The sequence below is a fragment of the Variovorax sp. PBS-H4 genome (genome assembly GCF_901827205.1).
In the GTDB taxonomy this organism is placed as follows: Bacteria; Pseudomonadota; Gammaproteobacteria; order Burkholderiales; family Burkholderiaceae_C; genus Variovorax.
In genome coordinates this window covers 1509232-1526429 of the sequence record NZ_LR594675.1, presented here as the reverse complement: position 1 = coordinate 1526429, position 17198 = coordinate 1509232, and the positions used below count along the sequence as shown (strand labels likewise).

The 17198-nt window shown below is 67.1% G+C and carries 17 protein-coding genes; 14 read left to right on the top strand and 3 right to left on the bottom strand.

The window, feature by feature from the left end; genetic code table 11:
- Positions 1-151: 151 nt before the first annotated feature.
- The 5 genes from ugpA to E5CHR_RS07140 all read left to right on the top strand — a co-directional run bounded on the left by ugpA (position 152) and on the right by E5CHR_RS07140 (position 6170).
- Entirely contained in the window at positions 152-1033 is an 882-nt protein-coding gene (ugpA, locus tag E5CHR_RS07160) for a sn-glycerol-3-phosphate ABC transporter permease UgpA (protein WP_162579050.1), read from the top strand.
- A gap of 63 nt (positions 1034-1096) precedes the next feature.
- Entirely contained in the window at positions 1097-1945 is an 849-nt protein-coding gene (gene ugpE, locus E5CHR_RS07155) for a sn-glycerol-3-phosphate ABC transporter permease UgpE (protein ID WP_162579049.1), read from the top strand.
- 22 nt (positions 1946-1967) lie between these two features.
- Positions 1968-2975, top strand: coding sequence for a sn-glycerol-3-phosphate ABC transporter ATP-binding protein UgpC (gene ugpC / locus E5CHR_RS07150; protein WP_162579048.1), 1008 nt, complete (start codon positions 1968-1970; stop codon positions 2973-2975).
- Complete coding sequence (gene ugpQ, locus E5CHR_RS07145) at positions 2972-3712, top strand: glycerophosphodiester phosphodiesterase (RefSeq protein WP_162579047.1); 741 nt, start codon at positions 2972-2974, stop codon at positions 3710-3712. Before ugpC ends, ugpQ begins: the two co-directional genes overlap by 4 nt.
- A 46-nt stretch (positions 3713-3758) precedes the next feature.
- Entirely contained in the window at positions 3759-6170 is a 2412-nt protein-coding gene (locus E5CHR_RS07140) for a DUF3772 domain-containing protein (protein WP_162579046.1), read from the top strand.
- Between the two features lie 16 nt (positions 6171-6186).
- On the opposite strand, the gene E5CHR_RS07135 is transcribed toward E5CHR_RS07140, so the two are convergent.
- Positions 6187-6465, bottom strand: coding sequence for a hypothetical protein (locus tag E5CHR_RS07135; protein ID WP_162579045.1), 279 nt, complete (start codon positions 6463-6465; stop codon positions 6187-6189).
- Between the two features lie 77 nt (positions 6466-6542).
- Between E5CHR_RS07135 and hemA the strand changes: the two genes are divergently transcribed.
- From hemA to E5CHR_RS07100, 7 genes are all read left to right on the top strand, one after another.
- The gene (gene hemA, locus E5CHR_RS07130) at positions 6543-7814 is read left to right on the top strand and encodes a glutamyl-tRNA reductase (protein WP_162579044.1); all 1272 of its coding nucleotides are present in this window, start codon (positions 6543-6545) and stop codon (positions 7812-7814) included.
- A gap of 87 nt (positions 7815-7901) precedes the next feature.
- Complete coding sequence (gene prfA / locus E5CHR_RS07125) at positions 7902-8990, top strand: peptide chain release factor 1 (protein WP_162579043.1); 1089 nt, start codon at positions 7902-7904, stop codon at positions 8988-8990.
- A complete protein-coding gene (gene prmC, locus E5CHR_RS07120) occupies positions 8987-9841 on the top strand; it encodes a peptide chain release factor N(5)-glutamine methyltransferase (protein WP_162579042.1) in 855 nt (284 codons plus the stop codon). The genes prfA and prmC overlap by 4 nt, the downstream gene beginning before the upstream one ends.
- A gap of 29 nt (positions 9842-9870) precedes the next feature.
- Positions 9871-10188: a Grx4 family monothiol glutaredoxin gene (gene grxD, locus E5CHR_RS07115; RefSeq protein WP_162579041.1), complete on the top strand. Its 318-nt coding sequence runs from the start codon at positions 9871-9873 to the stop codon at positions 10186-10188.
- A 231-nt stretch (positions 10189-10419) separates the two neighbouring features.
- Positions 10420-10911, top strand: a complete 492-nt coding sequence (locus tag E5CHR_RS07110; protein ID WP_162579040.1) for a cupin domain-containing protein — start codon at positions 10420-10422, stop codon at positions 10909-10911.
- Between the two features lie 98 nt (positions 10912-11009).
- Positions 11010-12017: an AAA family ATPase gene (locus tag E5CHR_RS07105; protein WP_162579039.1), complete on the top strand. Its 1008-nt coding sequence runs from the start codon at positions 11010-11012 to the stop codon at positions 12015-12017.
- 75 nt (positions 12018-12092) lie between these two features.
- The gene (locus tag E5CHR_RS07100) at positions 12093-13406 is read left to right on the top strand and encodes a hemolysin family protein (RefSeq protein WP_162579038.1); all 1314 of its coding nucleotides are present in this window, start codon (positions 12093-12095) and stop codon (positions 13404-13406) included.
- Between the two features lie 15 nt (positions 13407-13421).
- Here E5CHR_RS07100 and E5CHR_RS07095 read toward each other — a convergent pair whose 3' ends face one another.
- Together E5CHR_RS07095 and E5CHR_RS07090 are read right to left on the bottom strand one after the other, a co-directional pair.
- Positions 13422-14060 carry a lytic transglycosylase domain-containing protein gene (locus tag E5CHR_RS07095; protein WP_162579037.1) on the bottom strand — a complete coding sequence of 213 codons (639 nt, stop codon included), beginning with the start codon at positions 14058-14060 and terminating at the stop codon, positions 13422-13424.
- A 58-nt stretch (positions 14061-14118) separates the two neighbouring features.
- Positions 14119-15864 (bottom strand): proline--tRNA ligase, encoded by a 1746-nt coding sequence (locus E5CHR_RS07090; RefSeq protein WP_162579036.1) that lies wholly within the window; start codon positions 15862-15864, stop codon positions 14119-14121.
- Between the two features lie 132 nt (positions 15865-15996).
- Between E5CHR_RS07090 and E5CHR_RS07085 the strand changes: the two genes are divergently transcribed.
- Positions 15997-16656, top strand: a complete 660-nt coding sequence (locus E5CHR_RS07085; protein ID WP_162583602.1) for an RNA pyrophosphohydrolase — start codon at positions 15997-15999, stop codon at positions 16654-16656.
- The gene (locus E5CHR_RS07080; protein ID WP_162579035.1) at positions 16643-17197 is read left to right on the top strand and encodes a CNP1-like family protein; all 555 of its coding nucleotides are present in this window, start codon (positions 16643-16645) and stop codon (positions 17195-17197) included. Before E5CHR_RS07085 ends, E5CHR_RS07080 begins: the two co-directional genes overlap by 14 nt.
- Position 17198 lies beyond the last annotated feature (1 nt).

Sequence of the window (17198 nt, the reverse complement as noted above, 5' to 3'; positions counted from 1 at the left end):
AGCCCTTTGGGCGTCCACGGCACCCCACCCTGCCCTCCCCGCCAAGCGGGGAGGGTGCCTGCCGAGGAGGTGGGCGCCGCAGTAGACTCGCACGCCCGCCCTTATCGGAAGACCGAGGGCGGGCGTTTCGTTTTTGAGGGTCTGGAGTGATATGGAGAAACGCGTTCTTTTCCGGTCGGCGTGGCTGCCCTGGCTGCTGGTCGCCCCGCAGATGGCGGTGATCCTGGTGTTCTTCTTCTGGCCTGCGAGCCAGGCCATCTGGCAATCGCTGCAGTCGCAGGACGCCTTCGGCACCTCGACCGTTTTCGTCGGCCTCGAGAACTTTCAGACCCTGTTCGAAGATCCGGCCTACGTCGAGTCCTTCAAGGTCACGGCGCTCTTTTCGGTTCTGGTGGCGGGCAGCGGCATCGCGCTGTCGTTGATGCTGGCCATCTTCGCCGACCGCATCCTGCGAGGCGGCCTGGTCTACAAGACCTTCCTGATCATTCCGTACGCCGTGGCACCGGCCATTGCGGGCGTGCTGTGGGTGTTCATGTTCTCGCCCAGCATCGGGGTAGTGTCGTACTTCCTGCGCTACATCGGCGTGGACTGGAACCACCTGCTCAACTCCAACCAGGCCCTGACGCTGATCGTGGTGGCCGCCGTGTGGAAGCAGATCTCGTACAACTTCCTGTTCTTCCTCGCAGGCTTGCAATCCATCCCCAAGGCATTGATCGAGGCGGCGTCGATCGACGGCGCCGGGCCGCTGCGGCGCTTCGCCACCATCCAGTTCCCACTGCTGTCGCCCACCACCTTCTTCCTGCTGGTGATCAACATCGTCTACGCATTCTTCGACACCTTCGCCATCGTGCATGCGACGACGGAAGGCGGGCCGGGTCGGGACACCGCGATCCTGGTCTACAAGGTCTGGCACGACGGTTTCAAGGCGCTGGACCTGGGCGGCTCCGCCGCGCAGTCGGTGGTGCTGATGGTGATCGTCGTCGCGCTGACGGTGATCCAGTTCCGCTACGTCGAAAAGAAGGTCCAGTACTGATGGCCGCCCATTCCGCTACCCCTTGCGTCGACGCTTCCCTGTCCTTCAGCCGGAGGCAACACCATGGTTGAACGCCGCCCCGGCCTGACCGTCCTGTCGCATGTGGTGCTGATCCTGGGCATCGCGATCGTGGTCTTCCCCATCTACCTGGCCTTCATCGCGTCCACCCATACGCGCGACGCCATCCTGCGGGTGCCGATGCCGCTGCTGCCGGGCGGCCACATGTTCGAGAACTACAGTGCCGCCCTGCTCGGCGCCGATACGCAAGGCGCGCGCGTGGTGGTGGGCCGCATGATGTGGATCAGCCTGGTCACGGCGCTGGTCATCAGCATCGGCAAGATCGCGATCTCGCTGCTGTCGGCCTTCGCCATCGTGTACTTCCGTTTTCCGTTCAAGAAGATCGTCTTCTGGATGATCTTCGTGACGCTGATGCTGCCCGTGGAAGTGCGCATCCTGCCGACGTACAAGGTGCTGGCAGACCTCAACATGCTCAACACCTACGCAGGGCTGACAGTGCCGCTGATCGCATCGGCCACCGCCACATTCCTGTTCCGGCAGTTCTTCCTGAGCGTGCCGGACGAACTGGTGGAAGCGGCACGCATGGACGGCGCCGGGCCGATGCGCTTCTTCAAGGACATCCTGGTGCCGCTGTCGCAGACCTCGATCGCGGCGCTGTTCGTGATCCAGTTCATCTACGGCTGGAACCAGTACCTGTGGCCGCTGCTGGCCACCACCAGCGAAGACATGTACCCGGTGGTGATCGGCATCAAGCGAATGATCGCCTCCGGCGACGCCGCGGTGGACTGGAACCTGGTAATGGCCACGGCCATCCTGGCGCTCGTGCCGCCAGTGATCGTGGTGGTGCTGATGCAGCGCTGGTTCGTCAAGGGCCTCGTGGATACCGAAAAGTAATCGACAAAGAAACAACGACGCAATGGCTGCCATCTCTCTTCGCAACGTCATCAAGCGCTACGGCCAGGGGGCCAAGGCCAACCAGGTCATCCACGGCGTCTCGGCAGACGTCAAGGACGGCGAATTCGTCGTCATCGTCGGACCCTCGGGCTGCGGCAAATCCACGCTGCTGCGCATGGTCGCGGGCCTGGAAGAAATCAGCGCCGGCGAGATCGCCATCGGCAACCGCGTGGTGAACAACATCGAGCCGGCCCGGCGCGACATCGCGATGGTGTTCCAGAACTACGCGCTGTACCCGCACATGTCGAACTTCGACAACATGGCCTACGGGCTCAGGATCGCAAAGGTGCCCAAGGAAGAGATCAAGGCGCGCGTGGACAAGGCCGCGAAGATCCTCGAGCTCGGCCACCTGCTCGATCGCAAACCCCGCGAGCTCTCGGGCGGCCAACGCCAGCGCGTGGCCATGGGCCGTGCCATCGTGCGGCAGCCGCAGGTGTTCCTGTTCGACGAGCCGCTGTCCAACCTCGACGCCAAGCTGCGCGCACAGACCCGGCTGGAGATCCAGAAGCTGCACCGCGAACTTGGCATCACCTCGCTCTTCGTCACCCACGACCAGGTCGAGGCGATGACGCTGGCGCAGCGCATCATCGTGATGAATGCGGGGGTCATGGACCAGTTCGGCACACCCGAGGAGGTGTATGCGCGCCCCGCGACCACCTTCGTGGCCGGGTTCATCGGTTCGCCGCCGATGAACCTGCTCAAACACGCGCCGGGCGTGCGCCCCGGGATGATCCTCGGCATCCGGCCGGAGCATCTCACGCTGGACACGGACGGCTGGTCGGTGCAGGTCGAGTACGTGGAGCTGCTCGGTGCCGAGCGGCTGATCTACGGCCGCGTCGGTGAGGAGCAACTGGTGGTGCGCGCCGACGAAGGCCAGCCCGCTCCAGTCACCGGCGACACGGTGAAAATCGCGGCGCGGCAGGACAAGCTGCATTGGTTCGATGCCGGCTCGGGCAAGCGCGCTGCATGAAGGCCTGGCCCTACCCCTTCTGGATCGCTCACCGCGGTGCCGGCAGGCTGGCCCCGGAAAACACGCTTGCCGCCTTCCGCCTGGGCGCCGAGCACGGGTACCGCATGTTCGAGTGCGATGCCAAGCTCAGCGCCGACGACGTGCCCTTTCTGTTGCATGACAGCACCCTCGAGCGCACGAGCAACGGCCGCGGCGTCGCCGGCGAGCAGCCGTGGAGCGCGTTGGCCCAGCTCGACGCCGGTGCCTGGCATTCGCGCCGCTACGCCGGCGAGCCGCTGCCCACGCTCGAAGCCTTGATCCGCTTCTGCCTGGCCAACCGCTATCTGCTCGACATCGAGATCAAGCCCACGCCAGGCGCCGAGCGCCGCACCGGCGAAGCCGTCGCGCAGCTCGTGGCCCGGCTCTGGGTGCGCACCGACCTCCCGCCCCCCGTGTTGACTTCTTTCGCGCCCGAATCCCTGGAAGGCGCGCTCGCAGCAGAGCCGGCGCTGCCGCGCGGCCTTCTTCTGGACAGCCTTCGTGAGGGCTGGCTCGACACGGCAAGCCGCCTGGAATGCGCGGCGATCGTCTGCAACTATGGCTTGTGGGACGCTGCCATGGTGGCCCAGGTGCATGCGGCCGACATGCGCGCGCTCAGCTACACCGTCAACGACGAATCGGTCGCCCTCTGGCTGGCGGGCCTGGGCACCGACGGCATCGTCACCGACCGCGTCGACCGCTTCAGCCCCGCGCGCTGATTGTCCGGAGCCTGGGGCTTCGGCAGTGCCCTTCTATGATCAGGCCATGAGCTGGATGCTTCGTCTCGCAGCCCTGCTGCTGGCCGCCGTCCTCGGGAGCGCGGTCCTTGCGCAGGACGCCGCCGCCCCGCCGGAACCGACGGTGGCCGCCTTGCGGACCCAGCTCGACAGCATTCCCGCTTCGGTCGAAAGCAACGCGGAGGTCCGCGAGCTGCTGGGCCGCATCAATGCCATCGGCGGCCAGGCCGACAAGTTCGTCCTGTCCCGCACCGGGCAGCTCAACGACCTCAACGCACGACTTGGCGAACTGGGCAACCCTCCGGCCGAGGGCGCTCCCCCGGAGGACCCGGACATCACCCGCCAGCGCGCCACCCTGCTGAAGGAACGCAATGCGCTCGACGCCGACATCCGCCTGGCGCGCCTGATCACGGTCGACGCCCAGCAGCGCGGCAGCGAGCTGCTCTCGAAGCGCCGCAGGTTGTTCGAGGCGCAGCTCACCGAGCGCGCGCCTTCGCCGCTGGGCCGGCAATTCTGGTTCGACATCAGCGACGCCTGGCCTTCCGACCTGGAGCGCCTGGCGAGCCTGCGCACCGAGCTGCGCGCTGCGGTCGACACCGCCATGGATCCGGCCCATCGCGCATCGGTGCTGGCCAGCCTGGCGGCTGCGCTGCTGCTCGCACTGCTGGGCAACTGGGCAGCCGAACATGGGCTGGTACGGCTGGCAGCGCGGGTGCTGCCGGCCGGCCGACTGCGCCGCTCGCTGCTGGTGATCGTGGTCGTGGGCGTGAACGTGCTGCTGATCGCGCTGGCGGCGCAGGTCGTGTTCGCCACGCTCGATCGCCACGGGATCCTCGGGCCGCAGATCCGCAAGCTCGCCCAGGCGGTGGTGCAGTCCATCATCTTCATTGCCTTCGTGGTCGGGCTGGGCCGCGCGCTGCTGTCCAACAAGCGGCCCTCGTGGCGGCTGCCGCCCATTCCGAACACGATGGCGCGGCGGCTCGCGCCTTTTCCCTGGCTCACGGCGGTCATCGGGGCGCTGGTCTGGGTGCCGAGCCAGATCAACGCCATCGTCGACGCCAGCTTCGCGGCCGTGGTCGCCACCCACGTGGTCACCGCGCTGGGGCTGACGGCGCTCATCGGCATGATGCTGCTTCGCCTGCACGAGCCCGCCGAAGCCGCGCCCTCAGAAGCCGCGAAGGCTGAACCGGGAGAGCCAACGTCGGGTGAGCCTGAGCGCCCGCTCTGGATCAGCTTCCTGCTGAGCGCCGTGGCGCTCGCGGTCATCGTGATCTGGGTGCTGGTGGGCATCGGCTACGTCGCGCTGGCCAGCTTCTTGGCCAACCAGCTGACCTGGACCGGCATCGTCGCCTCGGCGTTCTACCTGCTCTTCAAGTTCGCGGACGACCTGTTCATGGCCACCGTGGCCTCGAAGAGCGAGCTTGGCCAGAAGCTGCAGAAGAGCTTCGGCTTTGCGCCGCGAACGCTCGACCAGGCTGCCGTTGTGCTCTCGGGGCTGGCCCGGGTCGCGCTCTTTTTCTACATGCTGATCGCGCTCGCCACACCGCTGGGCACGGGCCCGGGCGAGGTGTTCCAGCGCAGCGGGCAGTTCGGCACCGGTCTCAAGATCGGCGAGTTCCGAGTGGTGCCTGGCGCCATTTTCAGTGCTGTCGCGGTGCTGGCCGGCGGCTTCCTCGCCCTGCGCGTGTTCAAGAAATGGCTGGAGGCGCGCTACCTGCCGGAAACCGCGCTGGAGCCCGGCATGCAGAGCTCGATCACCACGCTGCTCGGCTACGTCGGCGGCGCGTTGGTGATCGCCGTGGGCCTTTCGGCGCTCGGGATCGGAATCGAGCGGATCGCCTGGGTGGCGAGCGCGCTTTCCGTGGGCATCGGCTTCGGCCTGCAGGCGATCGTGCAGAACTTCATCTCGGGGCTGATTCTGCTGGCCGAGCGACCGGTCAAGGTGGGCGACTGGGTGGTGCTGGGCACGGCCGAGGGCGACGTGCGGCGCATCAACGTGCGTGCCACCGAGATCCAGTTGGCCGACCGCTCCACGCTGATCGTGCCGAACTCGGAGTTCATCACGAAGACGGTGCGCAACATGACGTTGACCAACGCCGAGGGGCGCCTCCTGATCCGGCTGCCGATGCCGTTGACCACCGATGCCAAGCTGGCGCGCGAGCTGATGCTGTCGGCCTGCACCGATCACGGCGGCGTGCTCGTGGCGCCGGCGCCTTCGGTCACGCTCGAAGGCATCGAGGGTGGCATGCTGATCTTCCAGGCCATCGCTTTCGTGCAGAGCCCGCGATTGGCCGGAGGCGTGCGCAGCGACGTCCTGTTCACCATGCTCGATCGCTTCAAGGAAGCGGGTCTGTCGCTGGTGGCGGCAGCGGTGGTAGCGCCCCAGGGTCCGACGCCCGCCCCGGCGCCCCCGCCGCCGGTGCCCCCGCTCGCGCAGTGAGCGCGTCCGCTCCTGCTCAGCCGCGCCAGCCGCGCAGCAGCCACCATTGCGTGGTGCCGCACACCACCACCAAGGCGGCATAGGTCGCCATGCGCCCGTCGTGGCCGAAGTAGACCAGGCCGGCGACCAGCACTGCCAGCCCGGTCGCAAAGTTGACGGCGACCTGCACCCAAAGGCGGACGGCTGCGCTGCGGCCGTGCATGGCGAGCCGGAACAGGGCGGCCAGCAGCAGGGCGACGCAGAAGGCGGGCGCCGCGAAGTTGAGCAGGTGAATCAGCAGATCGAGCGCGGACATGGGGCAAGAAAGCGGCAATCGGGGTCATCCGAATCGTGGATGGCCGCTGCCGGCGGCGGATTTTATAATCCTGGGTTATGTCAGTCTGGGCCCTCGGGTTGAACCACACGACCGCGCCGCTCGACCTGCGCGGTCGTTTCGCGTTCGCCATCGACCAGATTGCCCCGACCTTGCAGAGCCTGCGCAGCTCCTTTGGCACCCACCGGCATCCGGACGTGGAAGCGGCGATCATCTCCACCTGCAATCGCACCGAGATCTACTGCGCCGCCGACCACATGGCGCTCGACCACACGGTCGACTGGCTGGCCCAGAGCGGTGGCGTGACGCCTGCCTTGCTGCGCTCTCATGCCTACACGCTGCACGACGACCAGGCGGCGCGCCACGCGTTCAGGGTGGCCAGCGGGCTCGACTCGATGGTGCTGGGCGAGGCCCAGATCTTAGGCCAGATGAAGGACGCGGTGCGCGCCGCGGAAACTGCGGGCGCGCTCGGCAGCACGCTGAACCAGCTGTTCCAGCGCTCCTTCGCCGTCGCGAAGGAAGTGCGCACCGCCACCGAGATCGGCGCCCACTCCATCAGCATGGCCGCCGCGGCCGTGCGCCTGGCGGCGCAGCTGTTCGAGGACCTGAAGCAAACGCGCGTGCTGTTCGTCGGCGCGGGCGAAATGATCGACCTGGCCGCGACGCACTTCGCGGCCAAGGAGCCCAAGTCCATCGTCATCGCCAACCGCACGCTGGAACGCGGCGAGAAGCTGGCGTCGCGCTTCGGCGGCGAGGCCATGCGCCTGGCCGAGCTGCCGGCGCGCCTGGCCGAATTCGACATCGTGGTGAGTTGCACTGCGAGCACGCTGCCGCTGATCGGCCTGGGCGCGGTCGAGCGCGCGCTCAAGCTGCGCAAGCACCGGCCGATGTTCATGGTGGACCTGGCCGTGCCGCGCGACATCGAGGTCGAGGTCAAGGCCCTCGAAGACATCTACCTCTACACCGTCGATGACCTGGCCCAGGTCGTGCAGCAGGGCCATGCCAATCGCCAGGCCGCGGTGGCGGAGGCCGAGGTCATCATCGACGCCGGCGTTCGCAGCTTCATGCATTGGCTGGACCAGCGCGGCAGCGTGCCGCTGATCCAGCAGCTCAACGCGCAGGCCGACCAATGGCGCGCAGCCGAGCTGGCCCGCGCGCGCAAGCTGCTGGCCAAGGGCGAGCCCGTGGAAGCCGTGCTGGAGGCGTTGTCTCGCGGGCTCACACAGAAGATGCTGCACGGCGCAATGGCCGAGTTGCACGCCGGTGACGCCACAGCGCGCGAACACACGGCGCAGGCCGTCTCGCGGCTGTTCCTGCGCAAAGAGCGTTAGCGACGCTGTCTTGAAGCCGGCGATCCGACGCCGGACGGCCGAGCGCCCGTGCGTTCGGTACCCGCTTCCGCTTTCCAAGACTTTCCAGTGAAACCCTTCCTCCGCCATCAGCTCGAGCGCTACGTCCAACGCCTCGGCGAGCTCGACTTCCTGCTTTCGCGCGAAGACATCATGTCCGACATGACGCAGTACCGGAACATCTCGCGCGAGCATGCCGAGGTGACGCAGGTGGCGGGCCGCTACCAGCGATACCTTCAGCGCGAATCCGACTTGGCAGCCGCCCGCGAGATGCTGGACGAGCCGGACATGGCCGAGATGGCCCGCGAAGAGATCGCCGGGGCCGAGGCCGAGCTGGTCGCGTTGGAGGACGAACTCCAGCGCCTGCTGCTGCCGAAGGACCCGGAGGATGCGCGCAACGCCTTCCTCGAGATCCGGGCGGGCACCGGTGGCGACGAGTCGGCGCTCTTCGCCGGCGACCTGCTGCGCATGTACACGCGCCATGCCGAGCGTGCCGGCTGGCGCTGCGAGATCGTGAGTGCCAGCGAAAGCGAACTGGGCGGCTTCAAGGAAGTGGTGGTGCGGGTGACCGGCGACCAGGTCTTCGGGCGCTTGCGCTTCGAGTCGGGCGGCCACCGGGTGCAGCGCGTGCCCGCGACCGAGACGCAGGGCCGCATCCACACCAGCGCCTGCACGGTGGCCGTGCTGGCCGAACCCGACGAGGCACAGGCAGTGCAGATCAACCCGGCGGACCTGCGTATCGACACCTACCGTGCCAGCGGCGCCGGCGGGCAGCACATCAACAAGACCGATTCGGCGGTGCGCATCACGCACATCCCGACCGGCATCGTGGCCGAGTGCCAGGACGACCGCAGCCAGCATCGCAACAAGGCCAAGGCGCTGCAGGTCCTGTCGGCGCGCATCCAGGAGAAGGAGCGCAGCGAGCGCGCCGCCAAGGATGCGGCGCTGCGCAAGGGCCTGATCGGCAGCGGCGACCGCAGCGACCGCATCCGCACCTACAACTTTCCGCAAGGGCGGCTCACCGACCACCGCATCAATCTCACGCTCTACAAGCTGCAGGCGATCATGGAAGGTGATCTGGGCGAGGTGCTCGACGCGCTGCGCGCGGCGCTCGAGGCCGAGAAGCTGGCCGAGCTGGAAGCCAGCCTGCCCGCATGACCCCCGCGGGCAGCCAGCCGCCATCGACAGCGGCGCAGATGCTGGCCGCGGCCGCCGCGCTGGGGGTAGCGCGGCTCGACGCCCAGCTGCTGCTGCTGCACGTGCTGGGCCGGCCCTCCGGCGACCGCGCGTGGCTGCTGGCGCATGACACCGACATCCTGGTCGACCCCGTGTGGCCGGCCTTCGCCTCGCTGTGCGCTCGCCGGGTGACGGGCGAGCCGGTGGCCTACCTGACAGGAGAAAAGGAATTCCACGGGCTCGGCCTGCAGGTCGATGCGCGCGTGCTGGTGCCGCGGCCAGATACCGAAACGCTGGTCGACTGGGCGCTGCAATCCCTCGACGGCCGCACGTCGCCCAAGGTGGTCGATCTGGGCACCGGCAGTGGCGCGATCGCGTTGGCCATCCAGCGCGCGCGTCCCGATGCGGAGGTCACGGCGGTCGACCGCAGCCCCGATGCGCTGGCGGTGGCCCGTGCCAATGCGCGGCGCCTGGGGCTGGCCGTGCGCTTCGCGGAGGCCGACTGGCTGGAAGGCGCGGGACTGGAGCTGGACCTGGTGGTTTCCAATCCGCCCTACGTTGCCGCAGGCGATCCGCATCTGGTCGCCCTGCGCCACGAGCCGTCGAGCGCCCTGGTCTCCGGCGCCGACGGGCTGGACGATATCCGGCGCATTGTCGAGGCCGCGCCCGCGCATCTGCGCGAGGGCGGCTGGCTGCTGCTGGAGCATGGCTACGACCAGGCTGCATCCGTGCGCGCCCTGCTCTCGCGGCGCGGTTTCATCGAGGTGCAAAGCCGTGACGACCTGGCAGGCATCGCGCGCTGCTCGGGCGGGATCTGGCGCACGGTGAAATAATCCGCCCAACTCATTTTTTGGAGAGGCCCATGTCCGACGTCCAGCAGCGCATCGACGATCTCGTCAAGACCAACGATCTCGTGCTCTTCATGAAGGGCAACGCCAGTTTTCCGATGTGCGGCTTCTCCGGCCGCGCCATCCAGATCCTCAAAGCCGTGGGCGTCGACACGCGCACGCTCAAGACCGTCAATGTCCTCGAGGACGAAGGCATCCGCCAGGGCATCAAGGAATACAGCAACTGGCCGACGATTCCGCAGCTTTACGTCAAGGGCGAGTTCGTCGGCGGCTCGGACATCCTGATGGAAATGTACGAATCGGGCGAACTGCAGCAGGTCCTCAACAGTTGAATGTTGCTCGCCCCCAGGTTGGCTCACTTCGTGTAGCCGCCCACCCCCTACCGGGGGCAACACCAGCGGCTCGGCAAAGCCGGTTCCGCGGTGAGAATGTTGCTCGCCCCCAGGTTGGCTCACTTCGTGTAGCCGCCCACCCCCTACCGGGGGCAACACCAGCGGCCCGGCAAAGCCGGTTCCGCGGTGTTTCACCAACGGGCCTGGCTTTGCCGGCCATGAGGACGTACCGTGAGCCACGAACATTCCGATCATGATCACGACGGCGCATGGAAGCATGACGGCGTGCGGGTGATACCGGGCAACCAGCTCGACAAGAACACCGCGCAGACGCCCGGCATGAACCGGGCCGCGGCCATCAACTTTGCGCGCGTCGGCGCACAGAAGCTCTGGGCCGGCACGGTGACCATCCATCCCGATGCGAAGACCGGCGCGCATCACCACGGGCACCTCGAATCCGTGATCTACGTGGTGCGCGGGCGTGCCCGAATGCGCTGGGGCGAACATCTGGAGTTCACCGCCGAGGCCGGCCCGGGCGACTTCATCTACGTGCCGCCGTATGTGCCGCACCAGGAAATCAATGCCAGCCCGACCGAGGCGCTCGAGTGCGTGCTGTGCCGAAGCGACGGCGAGGCCGTGGCCATCAACCTCGACATCGAGCCGGTGGAGAAGCCGGAGTCGGTGCTCTGGGTCGACCCGACGCACCCCCAGGGCGGCGTCTGACCCGCTTAAAAGCCCTCGAAGCGAGAAAACCTGGACAACCGCCGACACCGGGCACGGCTTATGCTGTGCCACAAGTGTGATCGAACGGAGGTCTGACAATGGATTCCCGCCCATCCCGCGAGCTGGCGACGGCGCCTGCCTCGTCTTTTCAGTTGCCGGTGGCGCACCTGCGCAGCGTGTTCCGCACGCACGATGTCGAGCGCAAGCTCGCCAAGCTGCCAGACCGCGACCACGAGCACCTGCGGACCACCTACGAGCGCATGCTCGAGCGCGGCCCCGAACGATTCCAGGTCAAGCCCAGCGGCGTGCCCGAGATGAGCGCGCTCTACGCGGAGCTGCCCAACTTCACGGAGGTACTCGACGATGTGCGGCGTCACGTCGCGCTGGCGCAGGACAGCCGCGACGGACTCGAAGTCACGCCCATGCTCCTGCTGGGCCCGCCTGGCATCGGCAAGACCCATTTCGCCAAGCGCCTGGCCGAGCTGCTGGGCACCGGCATGTCGCTGGTGCCGATGAGCTCGATGACCGCCGGCTGGCTGCTCTCGGGAGCCTCCTCGCAGTGGAAGGGCGCGAAGCCCGGCAAGGTGTTCGAGGCCCTGGTCGACGGCCAATATGCCAACCCGGTCATGGTGATCGACGAGATCGACAAAGCGGGCGCCGATGTGCAGTACGACCCATTGGGCGCGCTTTACGGCCTGCTGGAGCACGACACCGCCCATGCCTTCGTCGACGAGTTTGCCGAGGTGCCGATCGATGCAAGCCAGGTGATCTGGGTCACGACCGCGAACGACGCGCGCGGCATTCCCGAGCCGATCCTCAATCGCATGAACGTGTTCGAAATCGATGCGCCGTCGCCCGATGCGGCCCGGCAGATCGCGCGCCAGCTCTACGCGTCGATCCGCAACGCGCACGACTGGGGCCGCCTGCTGGCCGAGGAGCCGCGGGACGACGTGCTCGACCACCTCGCCACCGTCGCCCCGCGTGAGATGCGGCGTGCACTGATGACGGGCTTCGGCAATGCCCGGCTGGCGGCGCGTGAGGAGGTGCGTGTCGAGGACTTGCCGCGCGCCGGAGCGGGACGCAGCCGGATCGGCTTCGTGCAGTAAACAACCTCACGGCGCGCCGGCGCCGCGGGTCCGGTTGCCGCTCATGGCACTATCTCGGTCTTCCGCGACCGACCCATGACGCTGACCCAAAGCCTTTTCATCATTGCCATCCTGATCGCGACCAGCGCCTTTTTTTCTTTGGCGGAGATCTCACTGGCCGCCTCGCGTCGCCTGAGGCTGCGGCAGATGGCCGACGAAGGCGACGCGCGTGCCGAGCGCGTGCTGCGCATCCAGGAGCAGCCTGGACACTACTTCACCGTGGTGCAAATCGGGCTCAATGCGGTCGCCATCCTCGGCGGCGTGGTCGGCGAAGGTTCGCTCAGCCCCTACTTCGCGCGTCTGTTTCAACTCTGGTTCACGGTCGAGACGGCGCAGACCGCCGCGTTCCTGGCCTCCTTCGTCACCATCATCGCGGTGTTCCTGGTCTTCGCCGATCTCTTTCCCAAGCGCCTGGGCATGAACGATCCGGAGCGCCTGGCGATGCGCATGGTCGGGCCGATGCAGCTGCTGATCACGGTGATGAAGCCGCTGGTCTGGCTTTTCACCCAGTGCACCGACCTGCTCTTCAAGGTCCTGGGCATGCCCATGCAGCGCGACGACAAGATCACCTCCGCCGATATCCTGGCGATGACCGAGGCTGGCGCTCGCGCCGGCATCCTGGCCGTGCGCGAGCAGCAGGTGATCGCCAACGTGTTCGAGCTCGAAACGCGGCTCGTCAGCAGCGTGATGACCTCGCGCGATCGCATCGCATGGTTCCACAAGGACGATCCCGAGGCGGTGCTGCGCGCGCGCATCGTGGCCGAGCCGTACTCGGCCTACCCGGTGTGCGAGGGCGACATCGATCACGTGCTGGGCTACGTGGACGCGAAGGACATGTTCCAGCGCGTCCTCAGCGGCCAGCCGCTGGCCTTCGGGCAGGGCTTGCCGCTGCACAAGGCGCTGATCATCCCGGACCGGCTGTCGCTCACCGAGGTGCTGGAACAGTTCCAGCAGGCACACGAGGACTTCGCGATCATCGTCAACGAGTACGCGCTGGTGGTCGGCGTGATCACGCTCAACGACGTGATGAGCACCGTCATGGGCGACCTGGTCGGCGTGCAGGACGAGGAGCAGCAGATCGTGCGGCGCGACGAGAACTCGTGGCTGATCGACGGCGTGACGCCGATCCAGGACGTGCAGCGCGCGCTCGACATCGACGAGCTGCCGCACGCCGAGGAGTACGAGACCCTGGCCGGCTTCCTGATGGTGATGTTGCGCCGCGTGCCCAAGCGCACCGACTGCGTGAGCTGGGGCGGCTTCACCTTCGAGGTGTTGGACGTGGACAGCCACCGCATCGACCAGGTCATGGTCACGCGCGGCGGCGCGGTGGTCGCCACGCCTGCGGCCTAGCGCAAAGCGCGCGAGCTACCCGCGATCGTCGCGCCGGTCGTTGAAGACCCAGAGCCGCTGGTTGGAGAACACCGCGTTCGGGTAAGGCGCCTTGCCGCGGCTGCCGTTGTATCGGCCCAGTGTCATGAACAGATCGCCAGCTTCGCGGTCGAGGTAGTGTCGCAGGATCACGCAGCCGAAGCGCAGGTTGGTCTGCATGCGAAAGAGGGTCGAGGAATCGCCGTTGCCGATCACGCGCGTCCAGAATGGCATGACTTGCATGAGGCCCCGGGCACCCGCGCTCGATACGGCAAATTTCCGGAAGTTGCTTTCAACCTGAATGAGCCCGAGGACCAGGCTGACCTCGAGCCCTGCGCGCTTGCTCTCGTACCACGCGGTCTGCAAAAACTCTATGCGTTCCTGGTGCCCGGGGATCTTCTTCTTCAGGCGCTCGCTCATCTCACCCAGCCAGCGCAGGTAGGCCAGCCGCGAGGCGGTGTCGCTGAACTCCGGTCTCGGTGGGGCGCTGCTCCTGATGGAGGCGCTCAAGGCGTTGCGTACCGAGTCGATCAGCGGCTCTTCGATCTGCGCGCCCGCATGCGCCACGCCGGGCCACAACGGCAGCGTGCCGGCCGCGGCGCCCGCCAGCAGGCACGAACGCCGCGACAGGCTCACCCGACAACCTCAGCCGTGTGCGCAGCGGTGCCGGGCGCCTTCAGAACAGCCGCAAGGCTCATGCCGCCAGTTTGCCCTTGACGAACGCTGCCGCGTCCGAGGCAGGCACCTTGATGGCGGCCGTGTCACGGCGGTGCTGGTACTCGTACTGGCCTTCCTTGATGCCGCGATCGGAGATCACCAGACGGTGCGGCACGCCGATCAATTCCCAGTCGGCGAACATCGCGCCCGGACGCTCTCCGCGGTCGTCGAGCAGCACGTCCACGCCGGCCGCGAGCAGTTCCTCATACAGCGCCTCGGCGACCTGCTTGACTTCGGCACTGCGGTCCATGCCGATGGGGCACAGCACCACGGTGAAGGGCGCAATGGCGTCAGGCCAGATGATCCCGCGCTCGTCGTTGTTCTGCTCGATGGCGGCCGCCGGCAGGCGCGTGACACCGATGCCGTAGCAGCCCATCTCGAGGTACTGCGGCTTGCCGGCCTCGTCGAGGAAGGTGGCGTTCATCGGCTTGCTGTACTTGGTGCCGAGGACGAACACGTGGCCGATTTCGATGCCCCGCTCGATCGCCAGCACGCCCTTGCCGTCCGGCGAGAGGTCGCCAGCGACCACGTTGCGGATGTCGGCCACCAGATCGGGCTCGGGCAGGTCGCGGCCCCAGTTGACGCCGGTCATGTGGAAGTCGACCTCGTTGGCGCCGGTGATCCAGTCGGCCATCACCGCCACCTCGCGATCGGCGACCAGCTTGACCGGCTGCTTCAGGCCGAGCGGGCCGAGGTAGCCGGGCTTGCAGCCGAAGTGCTCGTCGATCTCGGCGCTGGTTGCGAAGCGGAAGCCCTGGTCCAGGCCCGGCACCTTGCTCACCTTGATCTCGTTCATGTCGTGGTCGCCGCGCACCAGCAGCAACCAGACCTGCGGGCCTTCGATCGCCCCGTCCGCGCCGAGCTTGTCGGTCGCCAGCACGAGCGACTTGACGGTGGTCGAGAGCGGCACGTCCAGCAGCTCGGCCACCTCCTCGCAGGTGGCCTTGCCAGGGGTGGGGGTCTTCGCCAGCGGCTGGGCGGGCGCGGGCCGAGGGCCGGCAGGCGCCAGCGCCTCGGCCTTTTCCATGTTGGCCGCATAGTCGCTGCCCGGGCAGTAGACGATCGCATCCTCGCCGGTGGCTGCGATCACCTGGAATTCCTGGCTGACGTCGCCGCCGATGGCGCCGCTGTCTGCTGCCACCGCGCGATAGCGCAGCCCGAAGCGGTCGAAGATCCGGCGGTAGGCGTCCGCCATGACCTTGTAGCTCGCCTTGGCGCTCTCGAGATCGCGGTCGAAGCTGTAGGCGTCCTTCATGATGAATTCGCGCCCGCGCATCAATCCGAAGCGCGGACGGCGCTCATCACGGAACTTGGTCTGGATCTGGTAGAAGTTCTTCGGCAACTGCTTGTAGCTGCGAATCTCCTGGCGGGCGATGTCGGTCACGACCTCTTCGCTGGTCGGCTGCACGACGAAGCCACGCTCATGCCGGTCCTTGATACGCAGGAGCTCGGGACCATAGGCCTGGAAGCGGCCGCTCTCCTCCCACAGCTCGGCCGGTTGCACCACGGGCATGGTGAGCTCGACGGCGCCGGCGCGGTTCATTTCTTCGCGCACGATGGCCTCGACCTTGCGGATCACGCGCAGCCCCATCGGCATGTAGGTGTAGATCCCGGTTCCCAGCTTCTTGATCATGCCGGCACGCAGCATCAGCCGGTGGCTCGCGACCTCGGCATCCGCCGGCGCTTCCTTGAGGGTGGAGATAAAGAATCGGGAAGCTTTCATCGTTGCGCAGGAGGAATCCAGGTAAGGGCACAGGGGATGAGGCGCCCAGGCGGCGCCTACGGAACCGGTCGCTTTGCCGAGTGCGACCCGGCATGCATAATCGACTCAGTTCAAAAAAATTGGGGTTTGATTATGCTCGACCGCGACGGCTTCAGGCCCAACGTCGGCATCATCCTGCTCAACCAGAAGAACCAGGTTTTCTGGGGCAAGCGCATCCGCACCCACTCCTGGCAGTTCCCGCAAGGCGGCATCGATCGCGGCGAGAGTCCCGAGCAAGCCATGTTCCGGGAACTGCACGAAGAAGTCGGACTCCAGCCGGAGCACGTGCGCATCGTGGCCCGTACCCGCGACTGGTTGCGCTACGAGGTGCCGGACCGGTTCATCCGCCGTGACGCTCGCGGGCACTACAAGGGCCAGAAGCAGATCTGGTATCTGCTGCAGCTCATCGGCCACGACTGGGACCTGAACCTTCGCGCCACCGACCACCCCGAATTCGACGCTTGGCGCTGGCACGACTACTGGGTCCCGCTGGATGTAGTGGTCGAATTCAAGCGCGGCGTGTACGAGATGGCGCTGACCGAACTGGCTCGCTACCTGCCTCGCCAAGACTTCCGCAACCGCTTCTTGCGCAGCAACGTGCGCGCTCGCGAATTCGAGCGACACCCTCCCGGCCCAGGCCATGAACCCAACTTCGAACTGCCCCCCGGGGCAAGCTTCGATCCGAATCCTAATGCTCCTCGTCCCGCGCCCGATCCGTCCTCGACCAACGACCCTCTTCATGCGCCGCGCTAGGCCCCTCCTGGTGCTCGCCCTCGCAAGTGCGCTGGCCGCCTGCGGGTCGACAGCCAGGGACACGGACAATCCAGACTGGGCCCAGGCCGGCATGCCGCCGCCGCCCAAGATCACTGCTCAGGCCGACGAGTGGAAGGAAGCCGAAGTGCCGCCGCCTCCCGCCTTCAGCGAGAGCCGGTTGATCCCGATCGAGATGCCGGCCTACTCGTCGCTCAAGTTCGGCGTCGACCCGGCCACGCTCAGCGTCACGGGCGATGGCGTGGTCCGCTACGTGGTGGTGGCAAACAGCAAGATGGGCGGCGGCACCAACGCCTTCTATGAAGGCATCCGCTGTGCCTCGGAAGAGGTCAAGCAGTACGCCCGCTACGGCGATGGGGCCTGGCAAGTCGCGAAGACACCGGAATGGAAGCGCATCGACGACCGCAACTCGCGCTATGCCAAGGAGCTGGCGCTGCAGGGCGTCTGCCGCGGCCACGCGCCGCGCGCGTCGGTACGAGAGATGGTCCAGCAGATGAAGAACCCGCTGCGCGAGCTCCCCTGAG